Source organism: Halomonas sp. 328 (genome assembly GCF_015645095.1).
In the GTDB taxonomy this organism is placed as follows: domain Bacteria; phylum Pseudomonadota; class Gammaproteobacteria; order Pseudomonadales; family Halomonadaceae; genus Bisbaumannia.
In genome coordinates this window covers 40,335-66,797 of the sequence record NZ_JADOTW010000004.1, presented here as the reverse complement: position 1 = coordinate 66,797, position 26,463 = coordinate 40,335, and the positions used below count along the sequence as shown (strand labels likewise).

The 26,463-nt window shown below is 68.2% G+C and carries 25 protein-coding genes; 13 read left to right on the top strand and 12 right to left on the bottom strand.

The features are described 5' to 3' along the window. Positions 1–182 precede the first annotated feature (182 nt). The 6 genes from gloB (at position 183) to IHD13_RS02710 (ending at position 7,914) form a co-directional block, all read left to right on the top strand. Positions 183–950 carry a hydroxyacylglutathione hydrolase gene (gene gloB / locus IHD13_RS02735; RefSeq protein ID WP_195859594.1) on the top strand — a complete coding sequence of 256 codons (768 nt, stop codon included), beginning with the start codon at positions 183–185 and terminating at the stop codon, positions 948–950. A gap of 47 nt (positions 951–997) precedes the next feature. Beyond that, the gene (locus IHD13_RS02730) at positions 998–2,182 is read left to right on the top strand and encodes a transglycosylase SLT domain-containing protein (protein ID WP_195859506.1); all 1,185 of its coding nucleotides are present in this window, start codon (positions 998–1,000) and stop codon (positions 2,180–2,182) included. Between the two features lie 177 nt (positions 2,183–2,359). Next, entirely contained in the window at positions 2,360–4,198 is a 1,839-nt protein-coding gene (locus IHD13_RS02725) for an extracellular solute-binding protein (RefSeq protein ID WP_195859505.1), read from the top strand. Positions 4,199–4,207: 9 nt separating this feature from the next. Beyond that, positions 4,208–5,281: a microcin C ABC transporter permease YejB gene (locus tag IHD13_RS02720; protein WP_195859504.1), complete on the top strand. Its 1,074-nt coding sequence runs from the start codon at positions 4,208–4,210 to the stop codon at positions 5,279–5,281. Between the two features lie 4 nt (positions 5,282–5,285). After that, positions 5,286–6,335, top strand: a complete 1,050-nt coding sequence (locus IHD13_RS02715) for an ABC transporter permease (RefSeq protein ID WP_195859503.1) — start codon at positions 5,286–5,288, stop codon at positions 6,333–6,335. After that, positions 6,328–7,914, top strand: coding sequence for an ABC transporter ATP-binding protein (locus IHD13_RS02710; protein WP_195859502.1), 1,587 nt, complete (start codon positions 6,328–6,330; stop codon positions 7,912–7,914). The genes IHD13_RS02715 and IHD13_RS02710 overlap by 8 nt, the downstream gene beginning before the upstream one ends. A gap of 260 nt (positions 7,915–8,174) precedes the next feature. Here IHD13_RS02710 and IHD13_RS02705 read toward each other — a convergent pair whose 3' ends face one another. Further along, positions 8,175–8,873 carry a pseudouridine synthase gene (locus IHD13_RS02705; protein WP_195859501.1) on the bottom strand — a complete coding sequence of 233 codons (699 nt, stop codon included), beginning with the start codon at positions 8,871–8,873 and terminating at the stop codon, positions 8,175–8,177. After that, positions 8,873–9,688, bottom strand: a complete 816-nt coding sequence (locus IHD13_RS02700; RefSeq protein WP_195859500.1) for an amidohydrolase — start codon at positions 9,686–9,688, stop codon at positions 8,873–8,875. Before IHD13_RS02700 ends, IHD13_RS02705 begins: the two co-directional genes overlap by 1 nt. Before the next feature lie 268 nt (positions 9,689–9,956). Here IHD13_RS02700 and rarD point away from each other — a divergent pair, with 268 nt between their 5' ends. Next, positions 9,957–10,892 carry an EamA family transporter RarD gene (gene rarD / locus IHD13_RS02695; protein ID WP_195859499.1) on the top strand — a complete coding sequence of 312 codons (936 nt, stop codon included), beginning with the start codon at positions 9,957–9,959 and terminating at the stop codon, positions 10,890–10,892. A 138-nt stretch (positions 10,893–11,030) separates the two neighbouring features. On the opposite strand, the gene IHD13_RS02690 is transcribed toward rarD, so the two are convergent. The 3 genes from IHD13_RS02690 to IHD13_RS02680 are packed head-to-tail and all read right to left on the bottom strand — an operon-like array spanning position 11,031 to position 13,953. Next, positions 11,031–12,305 carry an O-acetylhomoserine aminocarboxypropyltransferase/cysteine synthase family protein gene (locus tag IHD13_RS02690; RefSeq protein ID WP_195859498.1) on the bottom strand — a complete coding sequence of 425 codons (1,275 nt, stop codon included), beginning with the start codon at positions 12,303–12,305 and terminating at the stop codon, positions 11,031–11,033. 36 nt (positions 12,306–12,341) lie between these two features. Then, positions 12,342–12,728, bottom strand: coding sequence for a hypothetical protein (locus tag IHD13_RS02685; RefSeq protein ID WP_195859497.1), 387 nt, complete (start codon positions 12,726–12,728; stop codon positions 12,342–12,344). After that, positions 12,679–13,953 (bottom strand): methyl-accepting chemotaxis protein, encoded by a 1,275-nt coding sequence (locus tag IHD13_RS02680; protein ID WP_195859496.1) that lies wholly within the window; start codon positions 13,951–13,953, stop codon positions 12,679–12,681. The genes IHD13_RS02685 and IHD13_RS02680 overlap by 50 nt, the downstream gene beginning before the upstream one ends. Before the next feature lie 220 nt (positions 13,954–14,173). On the opposite strand from IHD13_RS02680, the gene IHD13_RS02675 reads away from it, so the two are divergent. After that, entirely contained in the window at positions 14,174–15,910 is a 1,737-nt protein-coding gene (locus IHD13_RS02675) for a SulP family inorganic anion transporter (protein WP_195859495.1), read from the top strand. A 66-nt stretch (positions 15,911–15,976) separates the two neighbouring features. Here IHD13_RS02675 and IHD13_RS02670 read toward each other — a convergent pair whose 3' ends face one another. Further along, complete coding sequence (locus tag IHD13_RS02670; protein WP_195859494.1) at positions 15,977–16,528, bottom strand: fasciclin domain-containing protein; 552 nt, start codon at positions 16,526–16,528, stop codon at positions 15,977–15,979. A gap of 179 nt (positions 16,529–16,707) precedes the next feature. Here IHD13_RS02670 and IHD13_RS02665 point away from each other — a divergent pair, with 179 nt between their 5' ends. The 4 genes from IHD13_RS02665 to IHD13_RS02650 all read left to right on the top strand — a co-directional run bounded on the left by IHD13_RS02665 (position 16,708) and on the right by IHD13_RS02650 (position 19,628). Beyond that, on the top strand, positions 16,708–17,265 hold the full coding sequence (locus tag IHD13_RS02665) for a sigma-70 family RNA polymerase sigma factor (RefSeq protein WP_195859493.1): 558 nt from the start codon (positions 16,708–16,710) through the stop codon (positions 17,263–17,265). Then, entirely contained in the window at positions 17,244–17,954 is a 711-nt protein-coding gene (locus tag IHD13_RS02660; RefSeq protein ID WP_195859492.1) for an anti-sigma factor, read from the top strand. Before IHD13_RS02665 ends, IHD13_RS02660 begins: the two co-directional genes overlap by 22 nt. A 152-nt stretch (positions 17,955–18,106) precedes the next feature. Then, positions 18,107–19,336 (top strand): formamidase, encoded by a 1,230-nt coding sequence (gene fmdA / locus IHD13_RS02655; RefSeq protein ID WP_195859491.1) that lies wholly within the window; start codon positions 18,107–18,109, stop codon positions 19,334–19,336. A gap of 4 nt (positions 19,337–19,340) precedes the next feature. Then, positions 19,341–19,628, top strand: coding sequence for an FmdB family zinc ribbon protein (locus IHD13_RS02650; RefSeq protein ID WP_195859490.1), 288 nt, complete (start codon positions 19,341–19,343; stop codon positions 19,626–19,628). A gap of 71 nt (positions 19,629–19,699) precedes the next feature. Here IHD13_RS02650 and alr read toward each other — a convergent pair whose 3' ends face one another. The 3 genes from alr to glaH all read right to left on the bottom strand — a co-directional run bounded on the left by alr (position 19,700) and on the right by glaH (position 23,422). Further along, complete coding sequence (gene alr / locus IHD13_RS02645; protein ID WP_195859489.1) at positions 19,700–20,932, bottom strand: alanine racemase; 1,233 nt, start codon at positions 20,930–20,932, stop codon at positions 19,700–19,702. Between the two features lie 219 nt (positions 20,933–21,151). Continuing rightward, positions 21,152–22,345 carry an L-2-hydroxyglutarate oxidase gene (lhgO, locus tag IHD13_RS02640; protein ID WP_195859488.1) on the bottom strand — a complete coding sequence of 398 codons (1,194 nt, stop codon included), beginning with the start codon at positions 22,343–22,345 and terminating at the stop codon, positions 21,152–21,154. Between the two features lie 96 nt (positions 22,346–22,441). Beyond that, a complete protein-coding gene (gene glaH, locus IHD13_RS02635; RefSeq protein WP_195859487.1) occupies positions 22,442–23,422 on the bottom strand; it encodes a glutarate dioxygenase GlaH in 981 nt (326 codons plus the stop codon). A gap of 184 nt (positions 23,423–23,606) precedes the next feature. Here glaH and csiR point away from each other — a divergent pair, with 184 nt between their 5' ends. Continuing rightward, positions 23,607–24,293: a DNA-binding transcriptional regulator CsiR gene (gene csiR / locus IHD13_RS02630; RefSeq protein ID WP_195859486.1), complete on the top strand. Its 687-nt coding sequence runs from the start codon at positions 23,607–23,609 to the stop codon at positions 24,291–24,293. A gap of 78 nt (positions 24,294–24,371) precedes the next feature. Here the strand turns inward: csiR and sugE are convergent, their stop codons facing one another. The 3 genes from sugE to pxpB all read right to left on the bottom strand — a co-directional run bounded on the left by sugE (position 24,372) and on the right by pxpB (position 26,455). Then, positions 24,372–24,692 (bottom strand): quaternary ammonium compound efflux SMR transporter SugE, encoded by a 321-nt coding sequence (sugE, locus tag IHD13_RS02625; protein ID WP_195859485.1) that lies wholly within the window; start codon positions 24,690–24,692, stop codon positions 24,372–24,374. Between the two features lie 111 nt (positions 24,693–24,803). Next, complete coding sequence (locus IHD13_RS02620) at positions 24,804–25,736, bottom strand: biotin-dependent carboxyltransferase family protein (protein ID WP_195859484.1); 933 nt, start codon at positions 25,734–25,736, stop codon at positions 24,804–24,806. Beyond that, complete coding sequence (gene pxpB, locus IHD13_RS02615) at positions 25,733–26,455, bottom strand: 5-oxoprolinase subunit PxpB (RefSeq protein ID WP_195859483.1); 723 nt, start codon at positions 26,453–26,455, stop codon at positions 25,733–25,735. The genes IHD13_RS02620 and pxpB overlap by 4 nt, the downstream gene beginning before the upstream one ends. Positions 26,456–26,463 lie beyond the last annotated feature (8 nt).

Here is a 26,463-nt window from a genome sequence, read left to right as displayed (position 1 = left end):
TCCAAAGTGTGCGATTTTGCGGGCCAGATCCCTGACGTTAAGCGCCTGACTTAAGCACCATGGGCCATCGACAGGAGAGCGGACTGGCCTCTCGACGCCCGACGTCGATACCGACCGTGACCCTGACCGGCGCGACCAGCCCCTGCCTGGGCGCCCCCAGCTTCTGCGAGCAAGGCGATGCCATGTTGAGCGTGACACCGATTCCTGCCTTTAACGACAACTATATCTGGCTTTTGCGGGAAGATTCGACCTCCCGCGCCGCCGTGGTCGATCCCGGCGATGCCGCACCGGTGATCGAGGCCCTGGAGCGGGATGGCCTGAGCCTCGATGCCGTCCTGATCACCCATCACCACCCCGATCATACCGGCGGCCTGGCGGAGCTGACCCAGCGCTATGCGCCGCGGGTCTATGGTCCGCACAACCCGCGAATCCAGGGCATCGACGCCCCCCTCGGCGAGGGCGACGAGTGCCGGGTGCTGGGCCGCCGCTTCGAGGTCATGGCGGTTCCCGGCCACACCCTGGATCATATCGCCTTCTTTACTCCCGGCGTACCGCCGTTGCTGTTCTGCGGCGACACCCTCTTCTCGGGAGGCTGCGGCCGGCTCTTCGAGGGCAGCGCCGAGCAGATGTTCGACTCGCTCTCCCGGCTCGCGGCCCTGCCCGCCGAGACCCTGGTCTTCGCCGCCCACGAGTACACCCTGGCGAATCTGCGTTTCGCCAAGGCCGCCGACCCCGACAATGCCGCCCTGGAGGCCTACCTGGCCCAGTGCCGGCAGGCCCGGGACCTGGATCGCCCCACCCTGCCCAGCACCCTGGAACAGGAACTGCGCATCAACCCCTTCCTGCGCGCCGCCGACCCGGCCGTGCAGCGCCAGGCGGCGGCACAAGGCGAAGCGAGCGATGCACTGACGACCTTTACCACCCTGCGATCCTGGAAGGATCGCTTCTGACGATGCCCATGGACGCCCTATCTTCGCGCCCACGAGGACACGCCTAGATGACCTACCGTACCAACCGTCGCCTGGCCTTCGGCCTGGCGGCCACCCTACTCTGCCTATCGCTGGCCGCCGCCGGCGCCCAGACCCAACAGACCAAGCGCCAGTCGGCCGCGCCGGAAGAGACCCAAAGTCGCTCCCTGGACGGCCGCCACTTCTGGGACGCCCTGGCCCTGCAGCCGCAGCCCAGCGATGCCTGGGAACGCCTGCGTAGCCAATTGGCCTGGCAGGAGCATATCGACCACCCCCGGGTCCAGGAGTGGATCACCCACTACAGTGCCAGTCCCCACAATATCGAGGAGATCACCGAACGAGCCCGCCCCTGGCTGAGCTGGATCCTCGACCAGCTCCAGGATCGCGACCTGCCCGCGGAGATCGCCCTGATCCCCTTCGTCGAGAGCTCCTTCGACCCCAGCGCCCGCAGCCATCGCGGGGCCCGCGGGCTGTGGCAGTTCATGCCGCGCACCGGCGACTCCCTGGGGCTGCGCCGCAACCGCCAGTATGACGGCCGTCTGGACGTGGTCGCCTCGACCCGGGCCGCCCTGGACTATATCGAGCAGCAGGCCGAGCAGTGGTACGCCGGCGACCTCTTCCTCTCGTTGGCCGCCTACAACGCCGGCGCCGGCACGGTCAATCGCGCCCGCCGCAACGCCGGGGCCAGCAGCGACTACTGGCAACTGCGCCTGCCCAACGAGACCATGAACTACGTGCCCAAGCTGCTGGCCATCGCCGCCATCATCGATGATCCGGAGCGCTATCATGTCGCCCTGCCGGAGATCGACGATGCCCCGGCCTTCGCCAAGGTCGAAGTCGAGCGCCCCCTGGCACTGAACGAGGCCGCGCGCCTGGCCGGCGTCAGCCAGGAGACCCTGGCGGCCCTCAATCCCGGGGTCCTCAACGGCAGCCTCAATCCCGCCTATAGCCCGGTGCTGCTGGTCCCCAGCGACAACGCCGAGCGCCTGGTGGCGCGACTCACTCGCCCGGCCCCCAGCGAACCGGCCCTGGCCGGCAGCGGCGGCTGGCAGCAGTACGTGGTGCGCAGCGGCGACAGCCTCTCCGCCATCGCCGCCCGCTATGCCACCTCGGTCTCGACCCTGCGCAGCCGCAATGGCCTGAACGGCGATACCCTGCAGATCGGCCAGACCCTGCGGGTCCCGGCCCGGCAGCTGGCCGCCAACCGCAGCTAAGCGCCTGCGCGAGGGCACCACTCGCGTAGCTAAGCGCCTCCCCAAAGCCCCGGCGATTTCGCCGGGGCTTTTTTGCGACCAGCCCCCCGACCCGTGTGGGGTTTCGTTAACCCTTCCCCCTGACCCCGAGCCGCGCTTCCGGGTAGACTAGCCCCGGTCGCATTTTCGGGAGTCATCATGTTAGGGATATCCACGCTGCGCGCCGGCTTGCTCGGCCTGCTGTGTCTTACGCTTGCCTCGGCCCTGGCGGCCCAGGAGCCGCGCCCCACTGCGGCGCACGGCCTGGCCCTCTATGGGGAGCCGGCGCTGCCGGCGGACTTCTCGCACTTCGGTTATGTGAACCCGAACGCCCCCCGGGGCGGCAGCCTGACCCGCGCCGCCGTGGGCGACAGCTTCGACTCCACCAACCCCTTTATCCTGCGCGGCACCCCGGCGGCGGGCCTCGGCCAGACCTACGACAGCCTGACCACCGCCAACCCGGACGAGCCCTTCAGCGTCTATGGCCTGATTGCCGAAAGCCTGACCCTCGACCCGGAGCGACGCTGGATCGAGTACCAGTTGCGCCCCGAGGCGCGCTTTCACGACGGCGAGCCGATCACCGCCGAGGACGTGGCCTTCAGCTTCACCCTGCTGATGGAGGAAGGCACGCCCAGCTACCGCAGCTACTACGCCGAGGTGAGCGGCGTCGAGGTGCTCGACACCCATCGGGTACGCTTCACCTTCGTGGAGAACGCCTCCCGGGAGCTGCCGCTGATCATCGGCGAGCTGCCCATCCTCCCCCAGCATTACTGGGAGCAGCGCGACTTCACCCGCCCCGACCTGGCCCCCCACCCGGGTTCCGGCCCCTACCGCATCGCCCGGGTCGATCCCGGGCGGCGCATCGTCTATGAGCGGGTCGAGGCGTACTGGGGGGCGGATCTCCCGGTCAATCGCGGTCGCCACAATATCGATCGCCTGGTCTACGACTACTTCCGCGACCGGGACATCGCCATGGAGGCCTTCAAGGCGGGGCTCCTGGACCTGCGCATCGACGCCCGGGCCGCCACCTGGGCCACCGGCTACGACTTCCCCGCCTACCGGGACGGCTCGGTGCGCCGCCTGACCATCCCCGACGGCACCCCGGCCACCCTCCAGGGCTATGTCTTCAACCTGCGCCAGGCGCGCTTCCAGGATCCGCGGGTGCGCGAGGCCCTGTCGCTCACCTTCGACTTCCCCTGGCTCAACGCCAACCTCTTCTACGACAGCTATGCACGCACCCAGAGCGCCTTCCAGAACTCGGAGCTGGCCGCCGACGGCCTGCCCTCCGCGGCGGAGCTGGTCCTGCTGGAGCCGCTGCGCGAGCACCTGGATCCGCGGGTCTTCAGCGAGCCGATGCCGCTGGCCGAGCCCGAGGCGCTGCGCGAGCGGCTGCGCCGGGCCCATGACCTCCTGCTGGAGGCGGGCTATGTCTATCGCGACCGGCGCCTGGTGCATGGCGAGAGCGGCGAGCCGCTGCGCCTGGAGATGCTGCTCTTCGATACCGGCATGGAGCGGGTCGCCCAGCCGATGCTGCGCAATATGGCGCGCCTGGGGGTGGAGACCAGCATCCGCATCGTCGACGTCAACCAGTACCTCAACCGGCTGCGCAGCTTCGACTTCGACATGGTCACCGCCCAGTTCCCCCAGTCCAACAACCCGGGCAACGAGCAGCGCAGCTACTGGACCAGCGAGGCGGCGGAGATTCCCCTGGCCCGCAACCTGATGGGGCTGGCCGACCCGGCGGTGGACGCCCTGGTGGAGGGACTGATCCGCGCCGAGAGCCGCGAGGCACTGATCGCCTATACCCGGGCCCTGGATCGGGTGCTGCGCCTGAGCTTCGCGGTGATCCCCCACTACCACTCCGGCGAGACCCGCTTGGCGCTATGGGACAAGTTCGGCCACCCCGACCCCTTCCCCCGCTACGGCAACGACTTCGCCGCCTGGTGGGTCGACCCGGAAAAGTCCGCCGAGATCACCCGCCGCCAGCGTGGCCGCTAAGGAGCCCCCATGGCCAGTTACGTCCTGCGTCGCCTGCTGCTGATGATTCCCACCCTGCTGGGCATCCTGCTGCTCAACTTCGTGATCGTGCAGGCCGCCCCGGGCGGCCCCATCGATCAGCTGATGGCGCGCTTCGAAGGGCTGGATGCCGGCGCCAGCACCCGCCTCGACATGGGTGGCGCCGAGATCGTCACCCGGGACGAGTCCCGGGGCTCCCGGGGCATCGACCCCCAGTTCATCGAGCAGCTGGAGGCCCAGTTCGGCTTCGACCGCCCCGCCCACGAGCGCTTCTTCCAGCTGGTCGGCGACTACGCCCGCTTCGATTTCGGCGACAGTTTCTTCCGCGACCGCCCGGTGGTGGAGCTGATCATCGAGCGGCTGCCGGTGTCGATCTCCCTCGGCCTCTGGTCGACCCTGCTGGTCTATCTGATCTCGATTCCGCTGGGCATCCGCAAGGCCCTGCGCCACGGCTCGCGCTTCGATATCTGGAGCTCGTCGCTGGTGATCATCGGCTACGCCATCCCCGGCTTCCTGTTCGCCATCCTGCTGATCGTGCTCTTCGCCGGCGGCAGCTACTGGGACCTCTTCCCGCTGCGCGGGCTGACCTCCCCGGACTTCGATCAGCTCTCCGCCTGGGGCAAGGTGGTGGACTACTTCTGGCACCTGGCGCTGCCGGTCACCGCCCTGACCATCGGCAGCTTCGCCACCCTGACCATGCTCACCAAGAACAGCTTCCTCGACGAGATCCACAAGCAGTACGTGCTGACCGCCCGGGCCAAGGGGGCCAGCGACCGCCAGGTGCTCTACGGCCATGTGTTCCGCAACGCCATGCTGATCATCATCGCCGGCCTGCCGGCGGCCCTGGTGGGGATCTTCTTCACCGGGTCACTCTTGATCGAGGTGATCTTCTCCCTGGAGGGACTGGGGCTGCTCGGCTTCGAGGCGGTGATGCAGCGCGACTACCCGGTGATCTTCGGCACCCTCTTCCTCTATACCCTGATCGGCCTGATCCTCAAGCTGATCTCCGACCTCACCTATGTGTGGGTGGACCCGCGCATCGACTTCGAGACAAGGGAGTCCTGAGCCGATGGCCCTGTTCGACCTCTCCCCCATCGCCCGCCGCCGACTGGTGGTGTTCCGCGGCAACCGGCGCGCCTGGTTCTCCCTGTGGCTCTTCACCGGGCTCTTCCTGGTCAGCCTGGCCGCGGAGCTGATCGCCAACGACAAGCCCCTGGTGATGCGCTATGACGGCCAGTGGTATGTGCCGCTGCTGGTGGACTACCCGGAGACCGAGTTCGGCGGCTTCCTGCCCACCGGCACCGACTACCACGACCCCTTTATCCAGGCGCAGATCGACGACCATGGCTGGGCGCTGTGGCCACCGATTCCCTTCTCTTACCAGACCCTGGACATGCAGATGCGCCGCCCCTCACCGGCGCCGCCGGACGGCCGTCACTGGCTGGGCACCGACGACCAGGGCCGCGACGTCCTGGCCCGGGTGATCTACGGCTTTCGCCTCTCGGTGGCCTTCGCCCTGGTGCTCACCGCCGGCTCCCTGGTGCTGGGGGTGCTGATCGGCGGCATCCAGGGCTACTTCGGTGGCAAGGTGGACCTCTTCGGTCAGCGCCTCACCGAGATCTGGTCGGGGCTGCCGATGCTCTTCCTGCTGATCATCCTGGCCAGCCTGGTGCAGCCCAATATCTGGTGGCTGCTGGGCATCATGCTGCTGTTCTCCTGGCTAGGCATCGTCGACGTGGTGCGCGCCGAGTTCCTGCGCGCCCGCAACCTGGAGTACGTGCGCGCCGCCAAGGCCCTGGGCCTGCCCTCGCGGCTGGTGATGTGGCGCCATGTGCTGCCCAACGCCATGGTCGCCACCCTGACCTTCGTGCCCTTCCTGTTCACCGGCGCCATTACCACCCTCACCGCCCTGGACTTCCTCGGCTTCGGCCTGCCGCCGGGCTCGCCGTCGCTGGGCGAGCTGGTGGCCCAGGGCAAGAACAACCTCCAGGCGCCCTGGCTCGGCATCACCGCCTTCGTCAGCCTGTCGCTGATGCTCTCCCTGCTGGTCTTCATCGGCGAGGGACTGCGCGACGCCTTCGATCCCCGCCACACGCCCCGGAGCGCCGACCATGCCTGATGCCGTCCTTCGCCTCGACGACCTGAGTATCCGCTTCGACGGCCAGCCGGTGGTGGAGCACCTGAGCCTTAGCGTGGGACGGGGCGAGACCCTGGCCCTGGTGGGGGAATCCGGCTCCGGCAAGTCGGTGTCGGCCCTCGGCGCCCTGGGCCTGCTGCCCGACAGCGCCCGAATCGAGGGCGAGCGCCGACTCGGCGACACCGACCTGGCTCGCCTCTCCCCCCGCCAGTGGCAAGGGGTGCGCGGCAGCCGTGTCGGGGTGATCTTTCAGGAGCCGATGACCTCGCTCAACCCCCTGCAGCGCATCGGCCGCCAGATCGGCGAGAGCCTGCGCCTGCACCAGGGGCTCTCCGGGGCCGCCGCCCGACGCCGCACCCTGGCCCTGCTGGCCCAGGTCAGGCTGCCCGACCCCGAGCGGCTGATCGATGCCTGGCCCCACCAGCTCTCCGGGGGCCAGCGCCAGCGGGTGATGATCGCCATGGCCATCGCCAACGAGCCGGAACTGTTGATCGCCGATGAGCCCACCACGGCCCTCGACGTCACCGTGCAGCAGGAGATCCTGGCGCTGCTGGCGGAGCTGCGCGATCGCCACGGCATGGCCATGCTGTTTATCACCCATGACCTCAACCTGGTGCGCCGCCATGCCGACCGGGTCTGCGTGCTCTATCGCGGCCGGGAGCAGGAGTCGGGGCCGGTCGACCGGGTCTTCACCGCCCCCCAGAGCGACTACACCCGGGCGTTGCTGGCCGCCGAGCCGGAGGGACGCCCCGCCCCCGGCGGCGACGCGCCTCTGCTGCGGGCCCGGGGCCTGGCGGTGAGCTTCCAGCGCCCCAAGCGCCTCTTCAGCCGCCGTCCCCCGCCCTTCGAGGCGGTCAAGCCGCTGTCGCTGCACCTCAACCAGGGGGAAACCCTGGGCATCGTCGGCGAGTCCGGCTCCGGCAAGACCACCCTTGCCCTGGCCCTGCTGCGCCTGACGGCGAGCTTCGGCGAGATCGACTTCGCCGGCGAGCGACTCGACCGCCTGAGGGGCGATGCCCTGCGCCGCCAGCGGCGGCGCTTCCAGGTGGTCTTCCAGGACCCCTATGGCTCGCTCTCGCCGCGGCTGCCGGTGGCGGAGATCGTCAGTGAAGGCCTGCGCTTCCACCACCCGGCCCTCGGCGAGGCGGAGGTGGCCGAACGGGTCGCCGCGGCCCTGGCCGAGGTGGGCCTGCCCGCCGACTGCGCCGCCCGCTACCCCCACGAATTCTCCGGCGGCCAGCGCCAGCGCATCAGCATCGCCCGGGCGCTGATCCTGGAACCGGAACTGGTGGTGCTCGACGAGCCCACCTCGGCGCTGGATCGCGCCGTGCAGAAGCAGCTGGTGACGCTGCTGCGCGACCTCCAGGCGAGGCGCGGGCTCAGCTACCTCTTTATCAGCCACGACCTGGCGGTAGTGCGCGCCATGGCCCACCGGGTGATGGTGCTCAAGGAGGGAGAGCTGGTAGAGGCCGGCGACTGCGAGACGGTGCTGAGCCAGCCCCGCAGCGCCTATACCCGGGCCCTGGTGGAAGCCGCCGGGCTAGGAGGCTGTCGGACGTAACGCTGATCTACGGCGAATCCCGGGCTTTCGGCCAACGTCATTCGATCCATTTCGTTAAATAGCTCGCTATTCGCCTCAATCGATCGAACCATTTGACTCGAAATCCGTGATTCTCGTCACGATCGGTCAAACCCGACGGCCTCCTAGCCGACGACGACCGCGAGCTCCGCCGGCTAGACCGACGGCCCGGGCCCACGAGGCAGCCCGGCGATTGCCTCCGAGAGCCAGGGAAGATAACGGTATAAATCGAGGGAACGCCCTCAGAACAGCGCGATCTCGGCCTCGCTGAGCTCCCGCCACTCGCCGGGGGCCAGATCGCCCAGACACAGCTCGCCGATCGCCTCCCGGTGCAGCGCCTCCACATGGTTGCCCACGGCGGCGAACATCCGCTTGACCTGATGGTACTTGCCCTCATAGAGGGTCAGCTCGGCGACCCTGGGTTCGCGCATGCGCAGCTCGGCGGGCCGGGTGGGCTTCTCCTCGCCATCGAGCAGGAGGCCCTCGGCGAAGCGCTCGACCACCGCCGCCAGGGCCTCGCCTTCCAGCGCTTCGGCCAGGCTCACCCGGTAGACCTTGCCGCAGCGCCGGGCCGGGGACGTCACCCGGTGCTGCCACTGGCCATCGTCGCTGAGCAGCACCAGGCCGGTGGTGTCCACGTCCAGGCGCCCCACTGCCTGCAGCCGCTCCGCCTGGGGTAGCTCGATCAACTCCGAGACCAGCGGGTAGAGGCCGCGCCGGGCACTGCACTCCACCCCGGCGGGCTTGTTGAGCATCACATAGCGCAGCCCCACCAGGGCCAGGGGCTGGCCCAGCCAGCTGACCCTGTCCCCCTCCCCCACTTGGATGGCGGCACTGCGCACCACCTCGCCATTGACGGTGACCTCGCCGCGCTTGAGGGCACGCTTGGCCAGGCTGCGGGTCAGCTCGGTGGTCTCGCCGAGAAAACGGTCCAGACGCATCAGCGGGGCGCCTCCAGGGAGAGGGTGAAGTCGTCGGCGTCCTGCCAGGCGGGAAACTTGTCGCGAAACTCGCGCAGCGCCTCCCGAGAGAGGGTGCCGGTGGCGATAAAGGCCTCGTCTCGGGGGCGGTCGATCAGTGCCTCGCCCTTGAAGTCGACCAGCAGGGAGTCGCCCGCATAGGCCAGCCCCTTGGCATCCTCGCCGACCCGGTTGACGCCGATCACGTAGCAAAGGTTCTCGATGGCCCGGGCCTGGAGCAGGGTACGCCAGGGGTGGCGCCGCGGCGCCGGCCAGTTGGCCACGCAGAGCAGGGCGTCATACTCGAAGTGCACGCTTTCGGTGGGCTGCTGACGCAGCCAGACCGGGAAGCGCAGGTCATAGCAGACGCTGAGCAGCAGCCGGAAGCCCTTGAGCTCGACGATCACCCGCTCATCGCCCATGCCATAGCGCTCGTGCTCGCCGGCCATGCGAAAGAGGTGGCGCTTGTCGTAGTGGGTGACCTCGCCCTCGGGGGTCACCCAGAGCAGGCGGTTGTAGTACTCGCCGCCCTCGACGATGGCCACGCTGCCGGTCATCACACAGCCCCGTTGCCGGGCCTGCGCCGTCAGCCAGGCCAGGGTGCGGCTCTCGGCCATGGGCTCGGCCATCTCCCGGGAGTTCATGGTGAAGCCGGTGGCGAACATCTCCGGCAGCACGATCAGGTCGGTCTGCTCGCCGCCCAGCTCACCCAACGTCTCTTCCAGTCGGCGGCAGTTCTCCGCCGGATCCTCCCAGCGCAGGTCACACTGCACCAGGGTCACACGCAGCTCGCTCACGCTCGGCTCCTCGGTTGGTCGTGATGCCGACTAGGCTACCCGCTGAAACCGCCGACGCCCAGCATCGACTGTGCCAGGAGCCTGCCGGACCTAACGCTGATCGACTGCGAAACCCGGGCTTTCGGCCAATTTCATTCGATCAGATTCGTTAAATAGCGCGCTATTCGCCTCATCCGATCGATAAACTTGTCTCGAAATCCGTCTTTCTCGCGACGATCGGTCAAATCCGGCAGACTCCTAGATTGACGTTTTTGATAGCGAGATAACCATGAGCCAGGAAGTGGAGCAGACGGTGATACCGTCGAACCCGGCGAGGGAGGCCCAGACCGGGGTCGGGTTCGGCCTGGCCGCCTACCTGATGTGGGGCTGCTTTCCCCTCTTCTTCGCCCTCTTCGAGGGGGTACCGGCCTGGGAGATCCTGATTCACCGGATCCTCTGGTCGTGTTTCTTCCTGGTCGGCCTGGTGACCCTGCTGGGACGCTGGGCGCCGATCCGCGCGGCCCTGGCCGAGCCGCGGCGCCTGGGCCGCGTGCTCGGCTGCGCGGTGCTGATCGGCATCAACTGGGGACTCTATATCTACGCGGTGGAGAGCCGTCAGGTGCTCCAGGCGAGCCTCGGCTACTTCATGACGCCCCTGGTCAACGTGGCCCTCGGCCTGCTGGTGCTGCGGGAATCGATGTCGCGGCTGCAGGGCACGGCGGTGGCGCTCGCGGTGGCGGCCATCGCCCTGCAGCTGCTGCTGCTGGGCGAGCTGCCCTGGATCAGCCTGACCCTGGCGTTGAGCTTTGGCACCTATGGCCTGCTGCGCAAGCAGGTGCCCCTGGATGGCCTCTCCGGGCTCTTCGTCGAGACCCTCCTGCTGCTGCCCCTGGGCCTGCTGGCGCTGGCCTGGCTGAGCGCCATCGATGCCTCCCACTTCGGCGAGGGGGCCTGGGTCACTGGCTTGCTGGTCGCCAGCGGCGTGATCACCGCCCTGCCCCTGCTGGCCTTCGCCGGTGCCGCCCGTCGCCTGCGCCTCACCACCCTGGGCTTTCTGATGTATATCAACCCGAGCGTGCAGTTCGCCATCGCCCTGCTGGTCTTTCACGAACCCCTGTCGTCGGTGCAGTTGACCACCTTCGCCCTGATCTGGGTCGGCCTGGTGTGCTACTCCTACTCCGCCTGGCAGCAACACCGCCAGCCGCAGCGCAAACGAGTGGGCTAACCTCCGGTCGCATTCGCACCATGGCGCTCGACGCCTGGCAATAGCCGCCTGGCAGCAGCACCGACACCCTCCCGGGACGGCCCAGCAATAAAATCGCCCCGCGAGCCGGGCTCGCGGGGCGATACCTTGCCGGGCGGCTCAGGCCTGGCTGGCGGCCAGGGCCTGATCCAGGTCGGCGAGCAGGTCATCCACATGCTCGATGCCGATCGACAGTCGAACCATGTCGGCGCTGACCCCGGCGCTGGCGAGCTCCTCATCGTTGAGCTGGCGGTGGGTGGTGGCGGCGGGAATCGAGGCACAGCTCTTGGCATCGCCGATATTGACCAGACGCAGGATCAACCCCAGGGCATCGTAGAAACGCACCCCGGCCTCCCGGCCGCCACGAATGCCGAAGCTGAGGATCCCCGAGGCACGCCCCTGCATGTAGCGCTCGGCCAGGGCGTGATCCTTGTGGCTCGGCAGGCCGGCGAACTGCACCCAGGTCACCGCCTCATGGCCTTCCAGGTACTCGGCGACCCGCTGGGCATTGGCGCAGACCCGCTCGATGCGCAGGGCCAGGGTCTCCAGCCCCTGGAGCAGGTTCCAGGCCGCCTGGGCCGACAGGGCCGCGCCCATGTTGCGCAGCGGCACCACCCGTGCCCGGGCGATAAAGGCCGCCTCGCCCACGTCCCGGGTATAACTGATGCCGTGGTAGGAGACGTCCGGCTCATTGAGCAGCGGGAAGCGCTCGGCATGCTCGGCCCAGGGGAACTTGCCGGAATCGACGATCACCCCGCCCACGGTGGTACCGTGGCCACCGATGTACTTGGTCGCCGAGTGGATGACGATATCGGCGCCATGCTCGATGGGACGCCACAGGAAGGGCGTGGCCACGGTATTGTCGACGACCAGCGGGATGCCGTGCTCGTGGGCCAGCTCGGCCAGGGCCGCCATGTCCACCACGCTGCCGGAGGGATTGCCGATGCTCTCGCAGAAGAGCGCCTTGGTGTGGCCATCGATACGCTTGGCGATACCCGCCAGGTCATCCTTGTCGACGAAGCGCACCTCGATGCCCTGGCGCGGCAGGGTATGGGCGAAGAGGTTGTAGGTACCGCCATACAGCTCGCTGATGGAGACGATATTATCGCCCGTCTCGGCCAGGGTCTGGATGGTATAGGTGATGGCGGCCATTCCCGAGGCCACCGCCAGGCCGGCGATGCCCCCCTCCAGGGCGGCGATGCGCTGCTCCAGCACCGCGCAGGTGGGGTTCATGATCCGCGAGTAGATATTGCCCTCTTCCTTGAGATCGAACAGGTCTGCCGCATGCTGGGCGCTGTCGAAGGCGAAGGAAGTGGTCTGGTGAATCGGCACGGCCACCGACTTCTGGTTGTCCGGGGCATAGCCGTGGTGGAGGGCCAGCGTTTCGGGTTTCATGGGGGCTTCCTTGTAGGTGAATCCAGCCAGTCGATGCTACCCCAGCCCCTCACTGGCGACCAGCGGGGGCGTGGTTTCCCCCTGCGCTTGCTGGCGAAGCCTCGCCAGTCCCTCCCGCGGGGCCGCTGTCGAGCCGGCATCGCGCTCCGGGGCATAGCCGATGCGCAGGCCGCCCCAGTGGCGGCCCCGAACATGGATCGGCACCGAGAGGTCATGCATCACCTCGCCGGTGTCGCGCTTGTAGGTCTGCACCAGCAGGGGCTCCTGGTGCGCCCCGCAGCGCCGCCCGGTGGGATCATCGAAGATCCGCTTGCTGCGGCAGTACTGGAGGTCGTGGGCGCGGTCGCCGGTGGGGGCGCGACTCACCGCCCGATTATGGGTCGGCACATAGCCGCGCCGGTCGCAGGCGATGGCATAGGCCACGCCGAGCCGCTCGAGCAGGGGCTCCTGGATCTCCGGCAGATACCGGTCGGTGTAGGCATCGAAGGCGCTGCGGTAGAGGGGCGGGTCGGTCTCGGGAATCGGCTCGTAGCCTCCCTCGAAGAGGCCGGAGGCATCGAGCTCCCCCTGGGCGATCCCCTTGCTCGAGTACCCGACCGATCCGCTCGGCGGCTTCCCGGGCCGCGGCATAGACGGCCTGGTGGCGCCCCGCCAGGCGCTGCTGGGCCAGGGCCCCGTCGATGCCCTCCGCCGCCACCAGCAGGGCATGGGCCTGAGCGGCCAGGTCATGCATGTCGGCCTTGCCCTGGCGGGTCGCCTCGGCCAGGTCGCCGATCCCTTCGGTGACCTGGCGGGCATGGTCCTGGGTCTCGGCCATCTCTTCGGCGATTCCCCTCACCGAGGCCTCGACCCGGTCCAGGTCGCCGGTCATCTCGACCAGGTGGCCGCCCACCTGGGCCACCTGATCCGCCCGCTCGCCGACCCGGCACATCAGATGACCCAGGGTATCCACCACCCGCTCGCTGCTGTCGCCGATATCCCCCACCAGGGCCTCCACATGCCGGGTGGCCTCGGCGGTGCGCGCGGCCAGGGCCCGCACCTCCCCGGCCACCACCGCGAAGCCCCGGCCCTGCTCGCCGGCCCGGGCCGCCTCGATGGAGGCGTTCAGCGACAGCAGGTTGGTCTGCTCGGCGATGGCATCGATCATGGCGGTCACCTCGCGAATGCTATCGGCCTTCTCGCCCAGGGCCCCAAGCAGCGCCAGGGCCTGCTCGGAGCGCCCCGCCAGGGCCTGCATCTCCTCGATCACCTGGGTGAGGGCATCGCGCCCCTGGTGCCCCAGCTCCCGGGAGTGACCGGCCAGGCTCGCCGCCCGGGCGGCCTCCTCGGCGACCCGGGCCACCGCCGCGCTGATTGAGGCCATCCGCGACACCGCCTCCTGCATGGCCACCTCCTGCTGCGCCAGCTGCCCATCCAGACGATCGGCATGATGGGAGACCTCCGCCGAGGCGATGGCGGTCTGGCTGGCCCGCCCCAGCAGCCCCTGGGCCATGCGCCGCAGGGAAGCGTAGTCCCGGTGGGGTGCCCAGAGCCCCCCGGACGCCGTCAACGCCTCGTCCCGGGCCCGGTAGATGCGCCAAGGCGCCCAGAGCCCCAGCGCCAGGCCCAACACCCCCCCGACGCCCAGGGCCATGATGATCATCGCCATGCCATTCCCCCGTTATTGTTGATCTGACGCCAGCTTACCCGGGGTCGGCGGGGACGGCTGTGGGACTTTGGCGGCACGACCAAGGAAGCCCTCAAGCCACCGCGACACCGGCCGATAGTCTTTTTTTGGACCAGGCGTTTCACCTGGTGGCATGCGCCCCTCTCGCCACGGCCACTTTTCGGTTAGGCTGTAGGGCCGCTTTCCCGCAAGACGAGACCGGATGCTCAAGCGCTACCTGCCGATCCTCACCTGGTTGCCTCACTACAACCGTCGCCTCTGTGCCGCCGATCTGCTGGCCGGGGTGATCGTCACCATCATGGTGATCCCCCAGTCGCTGGCCTATGCGATCCTCGCCGGCCTGCCGGCGGTGGTGGGCCTCTACGCCAGCATCCTGCCGTTGCTGGCCTACACCCTGCTCGGCACCAGCCGCACCCTGGCGGTGGGGCCGGTGGCCATCGTCGCCCTGATGACCGGCGCCGCCCTGGCCGGGGTGGCCACGCCGGGTACCCCGGAATACCTGCAGGCGGCCCTGGTGCTGTCGCTGCTCTCGGGGCTGATGCTGGTGGCCATGGGCCTGGCGCGCCTGGGGTTCCTGGCCAACTTCCTCAGCCACCCGGTGATCTCGGGCTTTCTGACCGCCTCTGGGCTGCTGATCGCCGCCGGCCAGGCGGGACACCTGCTGGGTATCGAGGGAGGCGGCTACACCCTGCTGGCGCAGCTGCTGGCCCTGGCCGGCAACCTCGACCAGACCCACTGGCCGACCCTGGCCATCGGCGGCGGCAGCCTGCTCTTCCTGGTGGCGGTGCGCCGCCATGGCAAGGCGACCCTGCAGCGCCTCGGCCTGCCGGCCAACCTGGCGGGGCTGCTGACCCGCAGCGGCCCGGTGCTGGCGGTCGTGGTCACCACCCTGGTGACCTGGCGGCTCGGCCTCGATCAGGCCGGGGTCGCGGTGATCGGCGAGATCCCCCGGGGTCTGCCGCCGCTGACCCTGCCCGGCTTCGACAGCGCGCTGTGGCGAGCCCTGCTGGTGCCGGCCCTGCTGATCAGCGTGGTGGGCTTCGTGGAGTCGGTCTCCATGGCCCAGATGCTCGCCGCCAAGCGTCGCGAGCGGCTTTCGCCCAATCAGGAGCTGCTGGGGCTGGGCGGCGCCAACCTGACCGCCGCCTTTTCCGCCGGCATGCCGGTGACCGGGGGCCTGTCACGCACCGTGATCAACTATGACGCCGGGGCCCGGACCCCCATGGCGGGGGTCTTCGCCGCCCTCGGCATCGGCCTGGTGACCCTGGCCCTGACCCCCTGGCTCCACTACCTGCCCATCGCCACCCTGGCCGCCACCATCACCGTGGCCATCCTCACCCTGGTGGATCTGCCCATGCTGCGCCAGACCTGGCGCTACTCACGCAGCGATTTCGCCGCCATGGCGGTGACCATCCTGCTGACCCTCACCGAGGGCGTGGAGCTGGGCATCCTCGCCGGAGTGGCCCTCTCCATCGGCCTCTTTCTCTATCGCACCAGCCGCCCCCACTGCGCCCTGGTGGGGCGGGTCCCGGGCACCGAGCATTTCCGCAACCCGGAGCGTCACGAGGTGGAGACCCTCGGCCATGTGGCCTTCCTGCGGGTCGACGAGAGTCTCTACTTCGCCAATGCCCGCTACCTGGAGGACACCCTCCTGGAGCTGGTGGCGGCACGCCCCGGGCTCGAGCATGTGGTGTTGATCTGCTCGGCGGTCAACCTGATCGACGCCTCCGCCCTGGAGAGCCTGGACGCCATCAATGCCCGCCTCAAGGAGGCCGAGGTCACCCTGCACCTGGCCGAGGTCAAGGGGCCGGTGATGGACCGTCTCAAGCAGAGCGATTTCCTCGACGAGCTCGGCGGTCGGGTCTTTCTCAGCACCTACGCCGCCTGGAGCGAACTCAAGGGACGCGGTGCCGAACACCAGGACGCCGCCGCCGGCTAGGCCGGCGGCGGCGTCACGGGGCGCTGTCAGACAGCGCCTTCCGGCGTCGTCCTTCGGGCTACGCCATTACGGCAGCAGTACCCGATCGACCACATGGATCACCCCATTGGCCTGGGCCACGTCCACCACGCTGAGATTGGCCGAGTTGCCGCTGCGATCCATCACCTTGAGGTTGTTGCCGTTGCGCATCACGGTGAGTCGCTCGCCCTGAACGGTGGCAAAACTCGCCGCCCCGTCCCGGGCCATCACCGCCTCCCAGAGGTCGTCCCGGGTCAGGTTGCCGGGCACCACATGATAGGTCAGCACCGTCTGCAGCTGGCCCTGATTCTCCGGCCGCAGCAGGGTCTCCACCGTGCCCTCGGGTAGCCGCTGGAAGGCCGCATCCACCGGCGCGAAGACGGTGAAGGGCCCCTCTCCCTGCAGCACCTCCGCCAGGCCGGCGGCCTGCACCGCCGCCACCAGGGTCTCGTGGTCCCCGGAATGGACGGCATTCTGGATGATATTGCGCTCCGGCAGCATGGCGGCCCCGCCCACCTCGGTGGGACCATGATCGGCCTGGGCCATGCCGAGGCTCAGGGCGGCGGCACAGAGGCTGGCGGTAAGAAGCTTGAGTGTCATGGCGATCTCTCCTGTCTCTCGGGTCGAGGTCACCCCGCAGCGGGGTGTCATCGGGAGTTACGCAGCACCCCGCCGCCTGGATGCAATTCACTCGATGGCGTTGATCGCCGCCGCTTTACATTAGCGACTGCCTGCCCAAGACTGGCCACTCCCCTTGGCTGGACCTGCAAGGACGCGTGATGCCCGACGCCTCCCAGCACTACCTGATCGATCAACTCGCCGCCTGTGCCCGGGGCGATGCCCTCGCCTTCGAGCGCCTCTATCGCGCCAGCAGTTCGCATCTGTATGCGATCCTGCTGCGTATCGTCAGAGACGAGAGCGCCGCCCAGGACTGCCTGCAGCAGCTCTATGTGCGCCTCTGGCACGTCGCGGGGCAGTATGACCCGAGCCGTGCCAGGCCGATGACCTGGCTGGCCACCCTGGCACGCAATATCGGCATCGACTGGCTGCGGCGCCAGAAACCCCAGGACAGCACCGATGGGGATGCCCTGCTGGACGGTTTGAGTGGCGACGACGACCCGGAGACGCACAGCATCCAGGCTCAGCTGCAGCATGAGCTTCGCGACTGTCTCGATACGCTGACCGGGACCCAGCGCCAGGCCATGGAGCTGGCCTATTTCCAGGGACTGACCCATAGCGAACTCGCCGAGTCCCTGGCGCAACCCCTGGGCAGCATCAAGAGCTGGATTCGACGCGGACTGGAGAAATTGAAGACATGCCTGAGCCATGGGACCTGAGTGATCCGAAGGAGCGCCATCTGGCCGCCGGCGAGTATGTTCTGGGCGTGCTGGATGTCGACCAGAAGGCCCGCTTCGAGGCCCTGCTGGCGGTGAGTCACGACCTGCAGAACGACGTGGCCCGCTGGCAGGAGCACCTGCAGCTGTTCAACGAGCGCCTCGACCCGCGCACGCCACCGGCCGAGGTGTGGCGACGCATCACCGCCGCCACCGGCCTCGCACCGACGCCCTGGTGGCAGCGCCTGGGCGCCTGGCAGGCCCTGACCGCCGGGGTCGCCGCCCTGGCCCTCGCCCTGGGCCTGCTGTGGCAGCAGGCCGAACAGGCCCTCCCCGTTGCCGAGCAGGCGGTCTTCGTGGTCCTCGACGAACAGCGCACCCCCGGCTGGATCATCCGCGCCACCGAGGCCGGCGAGCTGCTGGTCCAGGCGGTACAACCCACCCAGGTGGGCGAGGCCCAGACCGGCGAGCTGTGGTTGATCGCCGACGGCACGCCGGTCTCCCTGGGCCTGCTGCCCAGCCAGGGCCGCGAGCGCCTGGCCCCGGGCCCCGAGCTGCGTGCCCTGCTGCTGCAGGCGGACCTGGCGGTGAGTATCGAGCCCGAAGGGGGCGCCCCCCAGGGCCAACCCACCGGCCCCATCGTCGATCATGGCCGCCTGACTCCGGTGCGCGGCGCCACCCTGCGCTTCTAGCCACCGCGTCTTTCTCAACGGGCCACGCCGGTGGCCCGTCCCGCTCTGTTCCTGCGTTCCTGCTCCCGCCCTGGCAGTTAAATAATTTTCTACTAACTTAAGAATGGCTACGCATAAGCAGGATCATCCACGTCAATGGAGCGACGTCAGCCATGACCGACACCCTGATTCGCATCGACCTCAGCAAGTCTCCCGCCGAGCACGACAGCATCCACAACCGCTGGCACCCGGACATCCCCATGGTGGCAAGGGTCGATCCCGGCGATGATTTCATCGTCGAGTGCATGGACTGGACCGGCGGCCAGGTGAGCAACAATGATAGCGCCGAGGATATCCGCGATGCCGACCTGAGCCGGGTGCACTATCTAAGCGGCCCCATCGGGGTCAGAGGGGCCGAACCCGGGGATCTGCTGGTGGTGGAGATCCTCGATATCGGCGCCTTCCCCGAGCAGACCTGGGGCTTCAACGGCATCTTCGCCCGCGAGAACGGCGGCGGCTTCCTCACCGAGCACTTCCCCGAGGCGCGCAAGTCGATCTGGGACTTCCATGGCATTACCACCCGCTCCCGCCACCTCCCCGGCGTCGAGTTCACCGGCCTGATGCACCCGGGCCTGATCGGCTGCCTGCCCTCCCGGGAACTGCTCGACGAGTGGAACCGCCGCGAACAGGCGCTGATCGATACCGATCCGCAGCGGGTGCCGCCCCTGGCCAACCCGCCCTATGCGGATACCGCCCATATGGGACGGATGGACAAGGCAAGCGCTACCCAGGCGGCCACCGAGGGAGCGCGCACGGTGCCGCCCCGGGAGCATGGCGGCAACTGCGATATCAAGGACCTGACCAAGGGCTCCCGGGTCTTCTTCCCGGTCTATGTGAAGGAGGGCGGACTCTCGGTGGGGGACCTGCACTTCTCCCAGGGGGATGGCGAAATCACCTTCTGCGGAGCCATCGAGATGGCCGGCTGGATTCACCTGCGCGTCAAGCTGATCAAGGACGGCATGCGCCGCTATGCGGTCAAGAACCCGATCTTCCAACCCAGCGTGATGCAGCCCAAGTATCAGAATCACCTGATCTTCGAGGGCATCTCGGTGGACGAGCGCGGCAAGCAGCACTACCTGGATGCCCATGTGGCCTATCGCCAGGCCTGCCTCAACGCCATCGAGTACCTCAAGACCTTCGGCTACAGCGGCGCCCAGGCTTATGCCATCCTCGGCACGGCCCCGGTGCAGGGGCATATCAGCGGCATCGTCGACATTCCCAATGTGTGCGCCACCCTCTGGCTGCCCACCGAGATCTTCGACTTCGATATCCAGCCCCAGGCCTCGGGCCCCCACCCCGGCATCCAGGCCGGCGATCTCCCCAAGGCCCCCTGGAGAGGATGACGCCATGCCCATCTATGAGTTCGACTGCCCCCGTTGCGGGAGCTTCGACGCCTTGCTGCCGATGCGTGAGCGCGAGGCGCCCAGGCCCTGTCCAGGCTGTGGCACCCCGGCCCCACGGCGCCTCAGTGCGCCCCGCCTGGCACTGATGCCCCACGCCCGGCGGCAGGCCCATGTCACCAACGAGCGCAGTGCCCATGAGCCGAAACAGCGGCATGGCTGCGGCCATGCCCCCCGGGAGCGGGATACCCGCCCCCGGGCTGGGCGCGGCCGACCCTGGATGCTGGGCCACTAGAAGACTGCTGGGCCAATCAGCACGACGCCGCCCCGAGGGGCGGCGTCGTGTATTCTCGACTCCGGTGCGGTTCAGTCGTCGCGGGGCCGCAGCAGCTTGGGATTGGAGTTGCCCCAGACGGTGTAGAGATCCGCCAGCAGGGCGCCATTCAGCTCCTCCAGCTCATCGATGGTGATCTGCCCTTCGCCCTGAACCCCGTAGAGCACCACCTCGTCGCCGGGGGCCACCCCGGGCAGGTCGGTGACATCCACCATGGTGGTGTTCATCGAGATCCGACCCACCACCGGCACCCGCTCGCCGTTGATCAGCACATGGGCAGCATCGGTAAAGATCCGGCGATAGCCATCCGAGTAGCCCACCGGCAGGTTGGCCAGCAGGCTATCCCGCTCGAGGATCCGCACGTTGTCGTAGCCGACGCCACTGCCCGCCACATAGTCGTTCACCGAGGCGACCCGGGTGCGGAACGACATCACCGGCTGGAACTGGGCATAGTGAGGCAGGTCCCCGTAGAGCAGGCCGCCGGGGCGCACCATGTCGAGCCGCGCCTCGGGCACCTCCATGGTGGCAAAGGAGTTGGCGGCATGCAGGATCAGGGCATCGCGATCGAGCCCCGCTTCCGCGATCAGCCAGTCACTCTGCTCGTGAAAGGCCTCGAGCCCCTGGCGCACGAAGTCGGCCTCCTCGAAGGCGAAGTGGGTCATGATCCCTGCGAGCTCCAGCTGCGGCAGCGCCAGCAGCGCCAGCGCCTCCTGGCGCCCCGCCTCGCTCTCCATCGCCAAACCGTTGCGCCCCATGCCGCCGGCATTGAGCCCCAGGTGATAGCGCAGGGTCACTCCCGCCTCGGCGGCCGCCTCGGACGCCAGGCGCGCCGCCGTGACGTCGCCGAACAGCTCCTCCATCTCATAGTCGAAGGCACCGCGGACCTCCTCCGGGGTGGCGCTGCGCACCCGCATCAGGCGCCCCTCGAAGCCACTGGCCCGCACCACTCGGGCCTCCTCGTTGCTGGCCACGCCGATGCAGGGAATGCCGAGGGCGATCACCGAGGGCATCAGGTTGGCGATGCCGTGGCCATAGGCGTCCGCCTTCATGATGGCGCACAGCTCCGATTCACCGTCGAGCAATTGTTGTACCCCGCGCACATTGCCCTCGAAGGCAGCCTGGGAGATCTCGACCCAGGCATTGGCGCTCTGGTGTTCGGGACTGCCGACCAGCAGGGGCCGGTCGTCGAGCAGCGGGGCGGCCTGGGTGGTACCAGTGAGAGCCGTGGCGATGGCCGCCGCCAGCAGGGTAGGCGTCAATTTCATCTTCGCTTCCTTGAGTGATTGGGGTTGTTATGGCGTCCCGTGCCCACCCTAGCCCGGCCCACTCCGGCTCACGAGAGGCCGTGACGCCTCTATAGAAGAAATCGCGGATAAATAAAAAAACCCACGCCGAGGCGTGGGCAAAATGGCTACCGGGCCCAGGGCCACGGCAAGACCGAGAGTCACATCAGGCGCGAGGGATCGGCGATCCCTCGCCAGGGCTCAGGCCACCTGGGCCTGCACCTTCTCGACGATATGGGCGCCGATGGGAATCGCCGAGGTGGCCGCCGGGGACGGCGCATTGCAGACATTGATGGTGCGCCTGGTGTTGACGAAGAGGAAGTCGTCCACCAGCTTGCCGTCCTTGGAGACCGCCTGGGCTCGCACCCCGGCGGGATAGGCGCCGAGATCGGCCTTGGTGATGCTGGGGCAGTACTTGCGCACCTCCTCCAGGTACCCCCCCTTGAACAGGGAGTTCTTCATCTCGTGGAGGCCCGGCTTGAGGTTCGCCTTGAGTACCTTGAGGATGCCCGGGTTGGTGAACATCCTGGCCATGTCCATCACCGAGATATCCGTCTTGCGGTAGCCCTCGCGCTTGAACGCCAGCACCGCATTGGGGCCGACGGTCACGGTGCCGTCGATCATGCGGGTCAGGTGCACGCCGAGAAACGGCATGGAGGGATCGGGAATCGGATAGATCAGGTGATTGACGATCTGGTTGTGTTTTTCCGGCAGCAGGTAGTATTCGCCGCGGAAGGGGCAGATGGTGAAGCCGGGATCGAGCCCCAGCATGCGCACCACCCGGTCGGCCATCAGTCCCGAACAGGAGAGCAGATAGCGGCTGGTCAGGTCACCCTGGGTGGTCTTGACCACCACCTCCTGGGCGCGCTCCTCCAGGCCAGTCACTTCGGTGGCGTAGCGAATCTCGCCGCCCAGGCGCTGGAATTCGCCGGCCATGGCCTCGGTCACCTGGGCGTAATTGACGATACCGCTGGAGGGCACGAAGATCCCCCCCACGCCGGTGATATTGGGCTCGCGCTCCTTGAGCTCGGCGCCCGACAACCAGTGACGCTCCAGACCATTGGCTTCGGTGCGCTCCCACAGCGCCTGCATGCGCTGCATCTCGATGTCGTTGGTGGCCACCAGCAGCTTGCCGCATTCGTCATAGGCGATGCCATGGGTGTCGCAGAACGCCTTGGTGGCGCGGTTGCCCTCCAGGCAGAAACGCGCCTTGAGGCTGCCCGGGGTGTAGTAGACCCCGGCATGAATCACGCCGCTGTTATGGCCGGTCTGGTGATGGGCCGGCCCCGACTCCTTCTCCACCACCAGCATCTTGCGGTCGGGATAGGTTCGAATCAGCTGCATGGCGGTGGACATGCCGATGATGCCGCCGCCGATAATAATAAAGTCGTACACCGCAGGCCTCGTCGTCTCGTCAGGGGCGCGTCCCTCCTGCACCGGGAGGAACGTCAAATACCGTGGCCGCGTCGGGCGCGGCCACGGAAAGTCTACTTACTTCTGACGCGGATTGCGCAGGGTCTTGGCATGGGTGAAGTAGCCACGCTGGCGCATCAGCTCGCGACGCAGGTCGGGATGCGGGGTGAAGCGATCGCGACCATGCAGCCAGAAATGGTTGTTGATCAGCAGGAAGCTCCCCACCGGGTTGGGCACCGAAAGGATCGCCGGGCTGGTCTCCAGGGACTCGGAAAGATCGGTGAGCCAGTTGCCCTCTTCGAAGTCCTTCGGCTGCACGAACTGATCGATATAGGCCATGATCGGTCGGCCGCCGCGATCCACATCGAAGACCGCATGGTAGATGTCCTTGGCGACGTTCTTGCTGGGCGGTGCGCTCCAGCGCATCTCGCGACGCGCCATCGGATGGCCGTAGAAGCGCTCCAGGTCGGCCCAGTCGTCCAGGTGCAGCAACAGGGAGTTGCCGCCTTCCATGTTCTGCTCGTCGATCTTCATCATCAGCACATAATCGGTGTCCTGCTCGACGAAGGTGCCGTCGTTGTGCAGCTCCATCACCCGGTGCGGCTGACGCAGGTAGCTGTCGGAATCGTCGACGTTCTTGACCACGAAGCGAGCATAGTACTGGCCGCTCATGGCGTCGTAGTTGGAGCGCCCCATCAGGTGAGCCACGGCGGTGGCTACCTTGACCATCTCTTCGGCCTGGGCCACCTCATCGAGACCTTCCGGGGTCACCTGCAGGCCACCGGTGGCGCGATCCACCAGGGTGTTGATCAGCACCGGCTGCAGGGTGTTGCCGCACAGGTCGTCGAGCACCTTGGCGACCCGGAAGCGCAGCATCGACTTGTACTCCAGGGCCTGCACCGGGGTATCGGCCACGGCGGCCAGGAAGGCCTCGACCACCTCGCGGGAGAGGGTCAGGTTGAGCAGGCGCGGTGAATGGCTGCTCGGCTCCAGGGTGAAGCCCTGGATGGCCTCGGGCAGCGGCATGGCGGCGGCGGGAAGCTGAGTCAAGACGGTCATGGTTGGCTCCTGGCTGGCGTAGTGGGCCCCTGGGGCGCCCTTATTGACGACACAATACAAAAATATCGACATTTCTAACTTCCGTCAACCAGGCACTGCAAAATAGGCATTATCCAATCGTCTATCCCATTAGGTGGCTCATCGATGGATTGGGTATCATGTCGACAAGACAAGGAGTACACCCATGGATACCCCCCCTCGGCAGAATCAGGGCATCAGCGCCTACACCTGGCTCAAGAAGGACATCATTCGCGGCGTCTTCCCCCCCGGCGAGAAGCTGCTGATGAGCCACCTCAAGGAGCGCTACGACCTGGGGGTCGGCCCGCTCCGAGAGGCCCTGTCCCAGCTGGTGGCAGAGCGCATGGTGGTGGCCATCAGCCAGCGCGGTTACCGGGTCGCCACCATGTCCCTGGCCGAACTGCACGACCTCTACGACGCCCGCTCGCAGCTCGAAGGGCTACTCTTGCGCCTGGCCATCGAGCGGGGCGACGACGACTGGGAGGCGGAGATCCTCGCCCATGCCCATACCCTCTCCAAGGTGGTGGAGGTGAATGGCCCCGACGAGGTGCTGGATATCTGGGATGCCCGCCACAAGGCCTTCCACCAGGCGATCGTCGCCGGCTGCGGCTCCGAGCACCTGCTGCGGGTGCGCGAGAGCCTCTTCGACCAGGCGGAGCGCTATCGCCACCTGTGGCTGCGGGAGACGGTCTTCTCGGAGGCGGCCCTGGCCACCAAGCGCGAGGAGCACGCGGCCCTGGTGGAGGTGATCCTCAACCGGGACAGCCCCAAGGCCTGCGCCATGATGCGCGAGCATCTGATGACCCCGGTGCCGATCATCGCCGGGGTGCTGGAGCGACGCGGCCTGCTCTAGGCACGCCATCGGATGCCCGAAAACCACAAGGCCCGCGGCAAACGCCGCGGGCCTTGTGGTTTTGTCGTCGGGAAATGGCTAGCCGGCGAGCTTCAGGCCCACCAGGCCGGCCAGCACCAGTACCAGGCTGACCAGGCGCAGGGGGCTGGCGCTGTCGCCATAGATCAGGATGCCGAGCAGCACCGTGCCCAGGGCACCGATGCCCACCCAGATGGCATAGGCGGTGCCCACCGGCAGCACCTTCATGGCCTGGGCGAGCAGATAGAAGCTGGCGATCATGGCGGCCAGGGTAAAGAGGCTGGGCCAGAGCCGGGTAAAGCCCGCCGAGGCCTTGAGCCCCAGGGCCCAGGCGACTTCGAGCAGGCCGGCGATGACGAGAAGGATCCAGGCGGTAGTCATGGAGAAGCTTCCGAGGCGGTCGGGGCCGTCCCCGGTGAGTGCAATAACGGCGGGTCGTCCCGCCGCGACACCATCCTAGCAAAGCCCCCTACCCGGTCAAGGGGCTGGAGGCTACTCGAACTCCCGGCGCCAGCGTACGAACTCGGCCTGGGCCGCCTCCCGGCCTTGTGGCCGCAGCCAGAGCCGCTGCCCGGGCTGACACTGGGCCAGGCGCGCACAGGCCAGGGGCGTCAGGCTGCCCAGGCGCGGATAGCCGCCGATGGTCTGGCGGTCGTTGAGCAACACGATGGGCTGGCCATCCGGCGGCACCTGCACCGCCCCCAGGCCGATGCCCTCCGAGACCAGGGAGTCGATGGCGCACTCGAGCCTCGGGCCGGTCAGGCGCACCCCCATGCGATCGGCTCGGGCATCGACCCGCCAGGGATGATGGAAGGCAGCGAACAGGCTCGAACCACGAAAGGCCGCGATCTGGGCGCCGGGAATCAGCGCCAGCCGGGGCTCGGCCCTATAGTCGGGTCGTACCGCTAGCGGGGCCTCGGCGGGGCCTTCGGCGGGTCCACCCGGCCGAAACGCCAGGGCATCCCCCGCCGCCAGCGCCCTGCCCTGGCCGCGATGCCCCCCCAGCCCCTCGCGCACCACGCAGGCCAGGCTACCCAGCTCCGGCTCGGCGTTGAAGCCGCCGGCCACCGCCAGGTAGGCGCGCAGTCCGGCTTGGGGCGTGGCGAAGGCGAGGCGCTGGCCGGCGCCCAGGCGAAAGCGTCGCCAGGGTGGCAGGGGCTCGCCATCGAGGGTCGCGCCCAGGTCGGCCCCGGCCAGGGCCAGCCAGGCGTCCCGCCGTGCCACCAGGGTCAGGCCCCCCAGGGTTATCTCCAGGGCGGCGGCGCCCCAGGGATTGCCCGCCAGGCGATTGGCCCAGGCCCAGGCGTGCAGGTCCACCGGCCCCCCTTGAGTGACGCCGAGGCGTCGAACGCCGAAGCGTCCGGCGTCCTGGAGCAGGGCCAGGGGCCCGGCGCGCTCCACCCGCAGACTCGCCAGCTCGCTCATGCGCCCTCCTCCGCCATGAGCGTGGGGTCACCCCCCAGCTCGATAAAGGTCTCCCGATCCACCGCCTCGAAACGCACCCGGTCCCCCACCGCCAGCAGGCTAGGGTGCTCCCGCTGGCGATCGAAGAGCGTCACCGGCGTGCGTCCCAGCAGGTTCCAGCCCCCGGGGGACGCCGTGGGATAGGCGGCGGTCTGACGCCCCGCCACCGCCACGCTACCCGCCGGCACCCGGCGGCGCGGCGTGGCCAGGCGTGGTGCCTCGAGGCTCGCCGGTAGCCCTCCCATAAAGGCGAAGCCGGGGGCGAAGCCCAGGGCGAAGACCCGATACTCCGCCTGGGTATGGGCACGAACCACGGCGGCGATATCGCCATCGAACCCCTCGGCGAGGCGCACAAGCTCCGGCCCCACGGCCTCGTCATACCAGACCGGCAGCGTCTTGAGCGGCGCTGACTCGGCGTCATTCTCCCGCGGCCGCAGCTCGGCGAGGATGGCCAGCAGACGGCGACGCGCCTCGCCCCCCTCCAGGCGCAGCGGATCGAAACAGACCAGCAGGGTGGTATAGGAGGGCACCAGGTCGATCAGGGACTCGCCGAGGCGCGCCTCGCAGGCCGCCATCAGGGCCTCCAGCCAGGCCAGGTTGGCCTCGTCGATCTCGTCGAAGAGGCGCACCAGCCAGCCATCCAGGCCCGCCGACTCCAGGCGCGGATTGGGGCGATTCATAGGGCGGC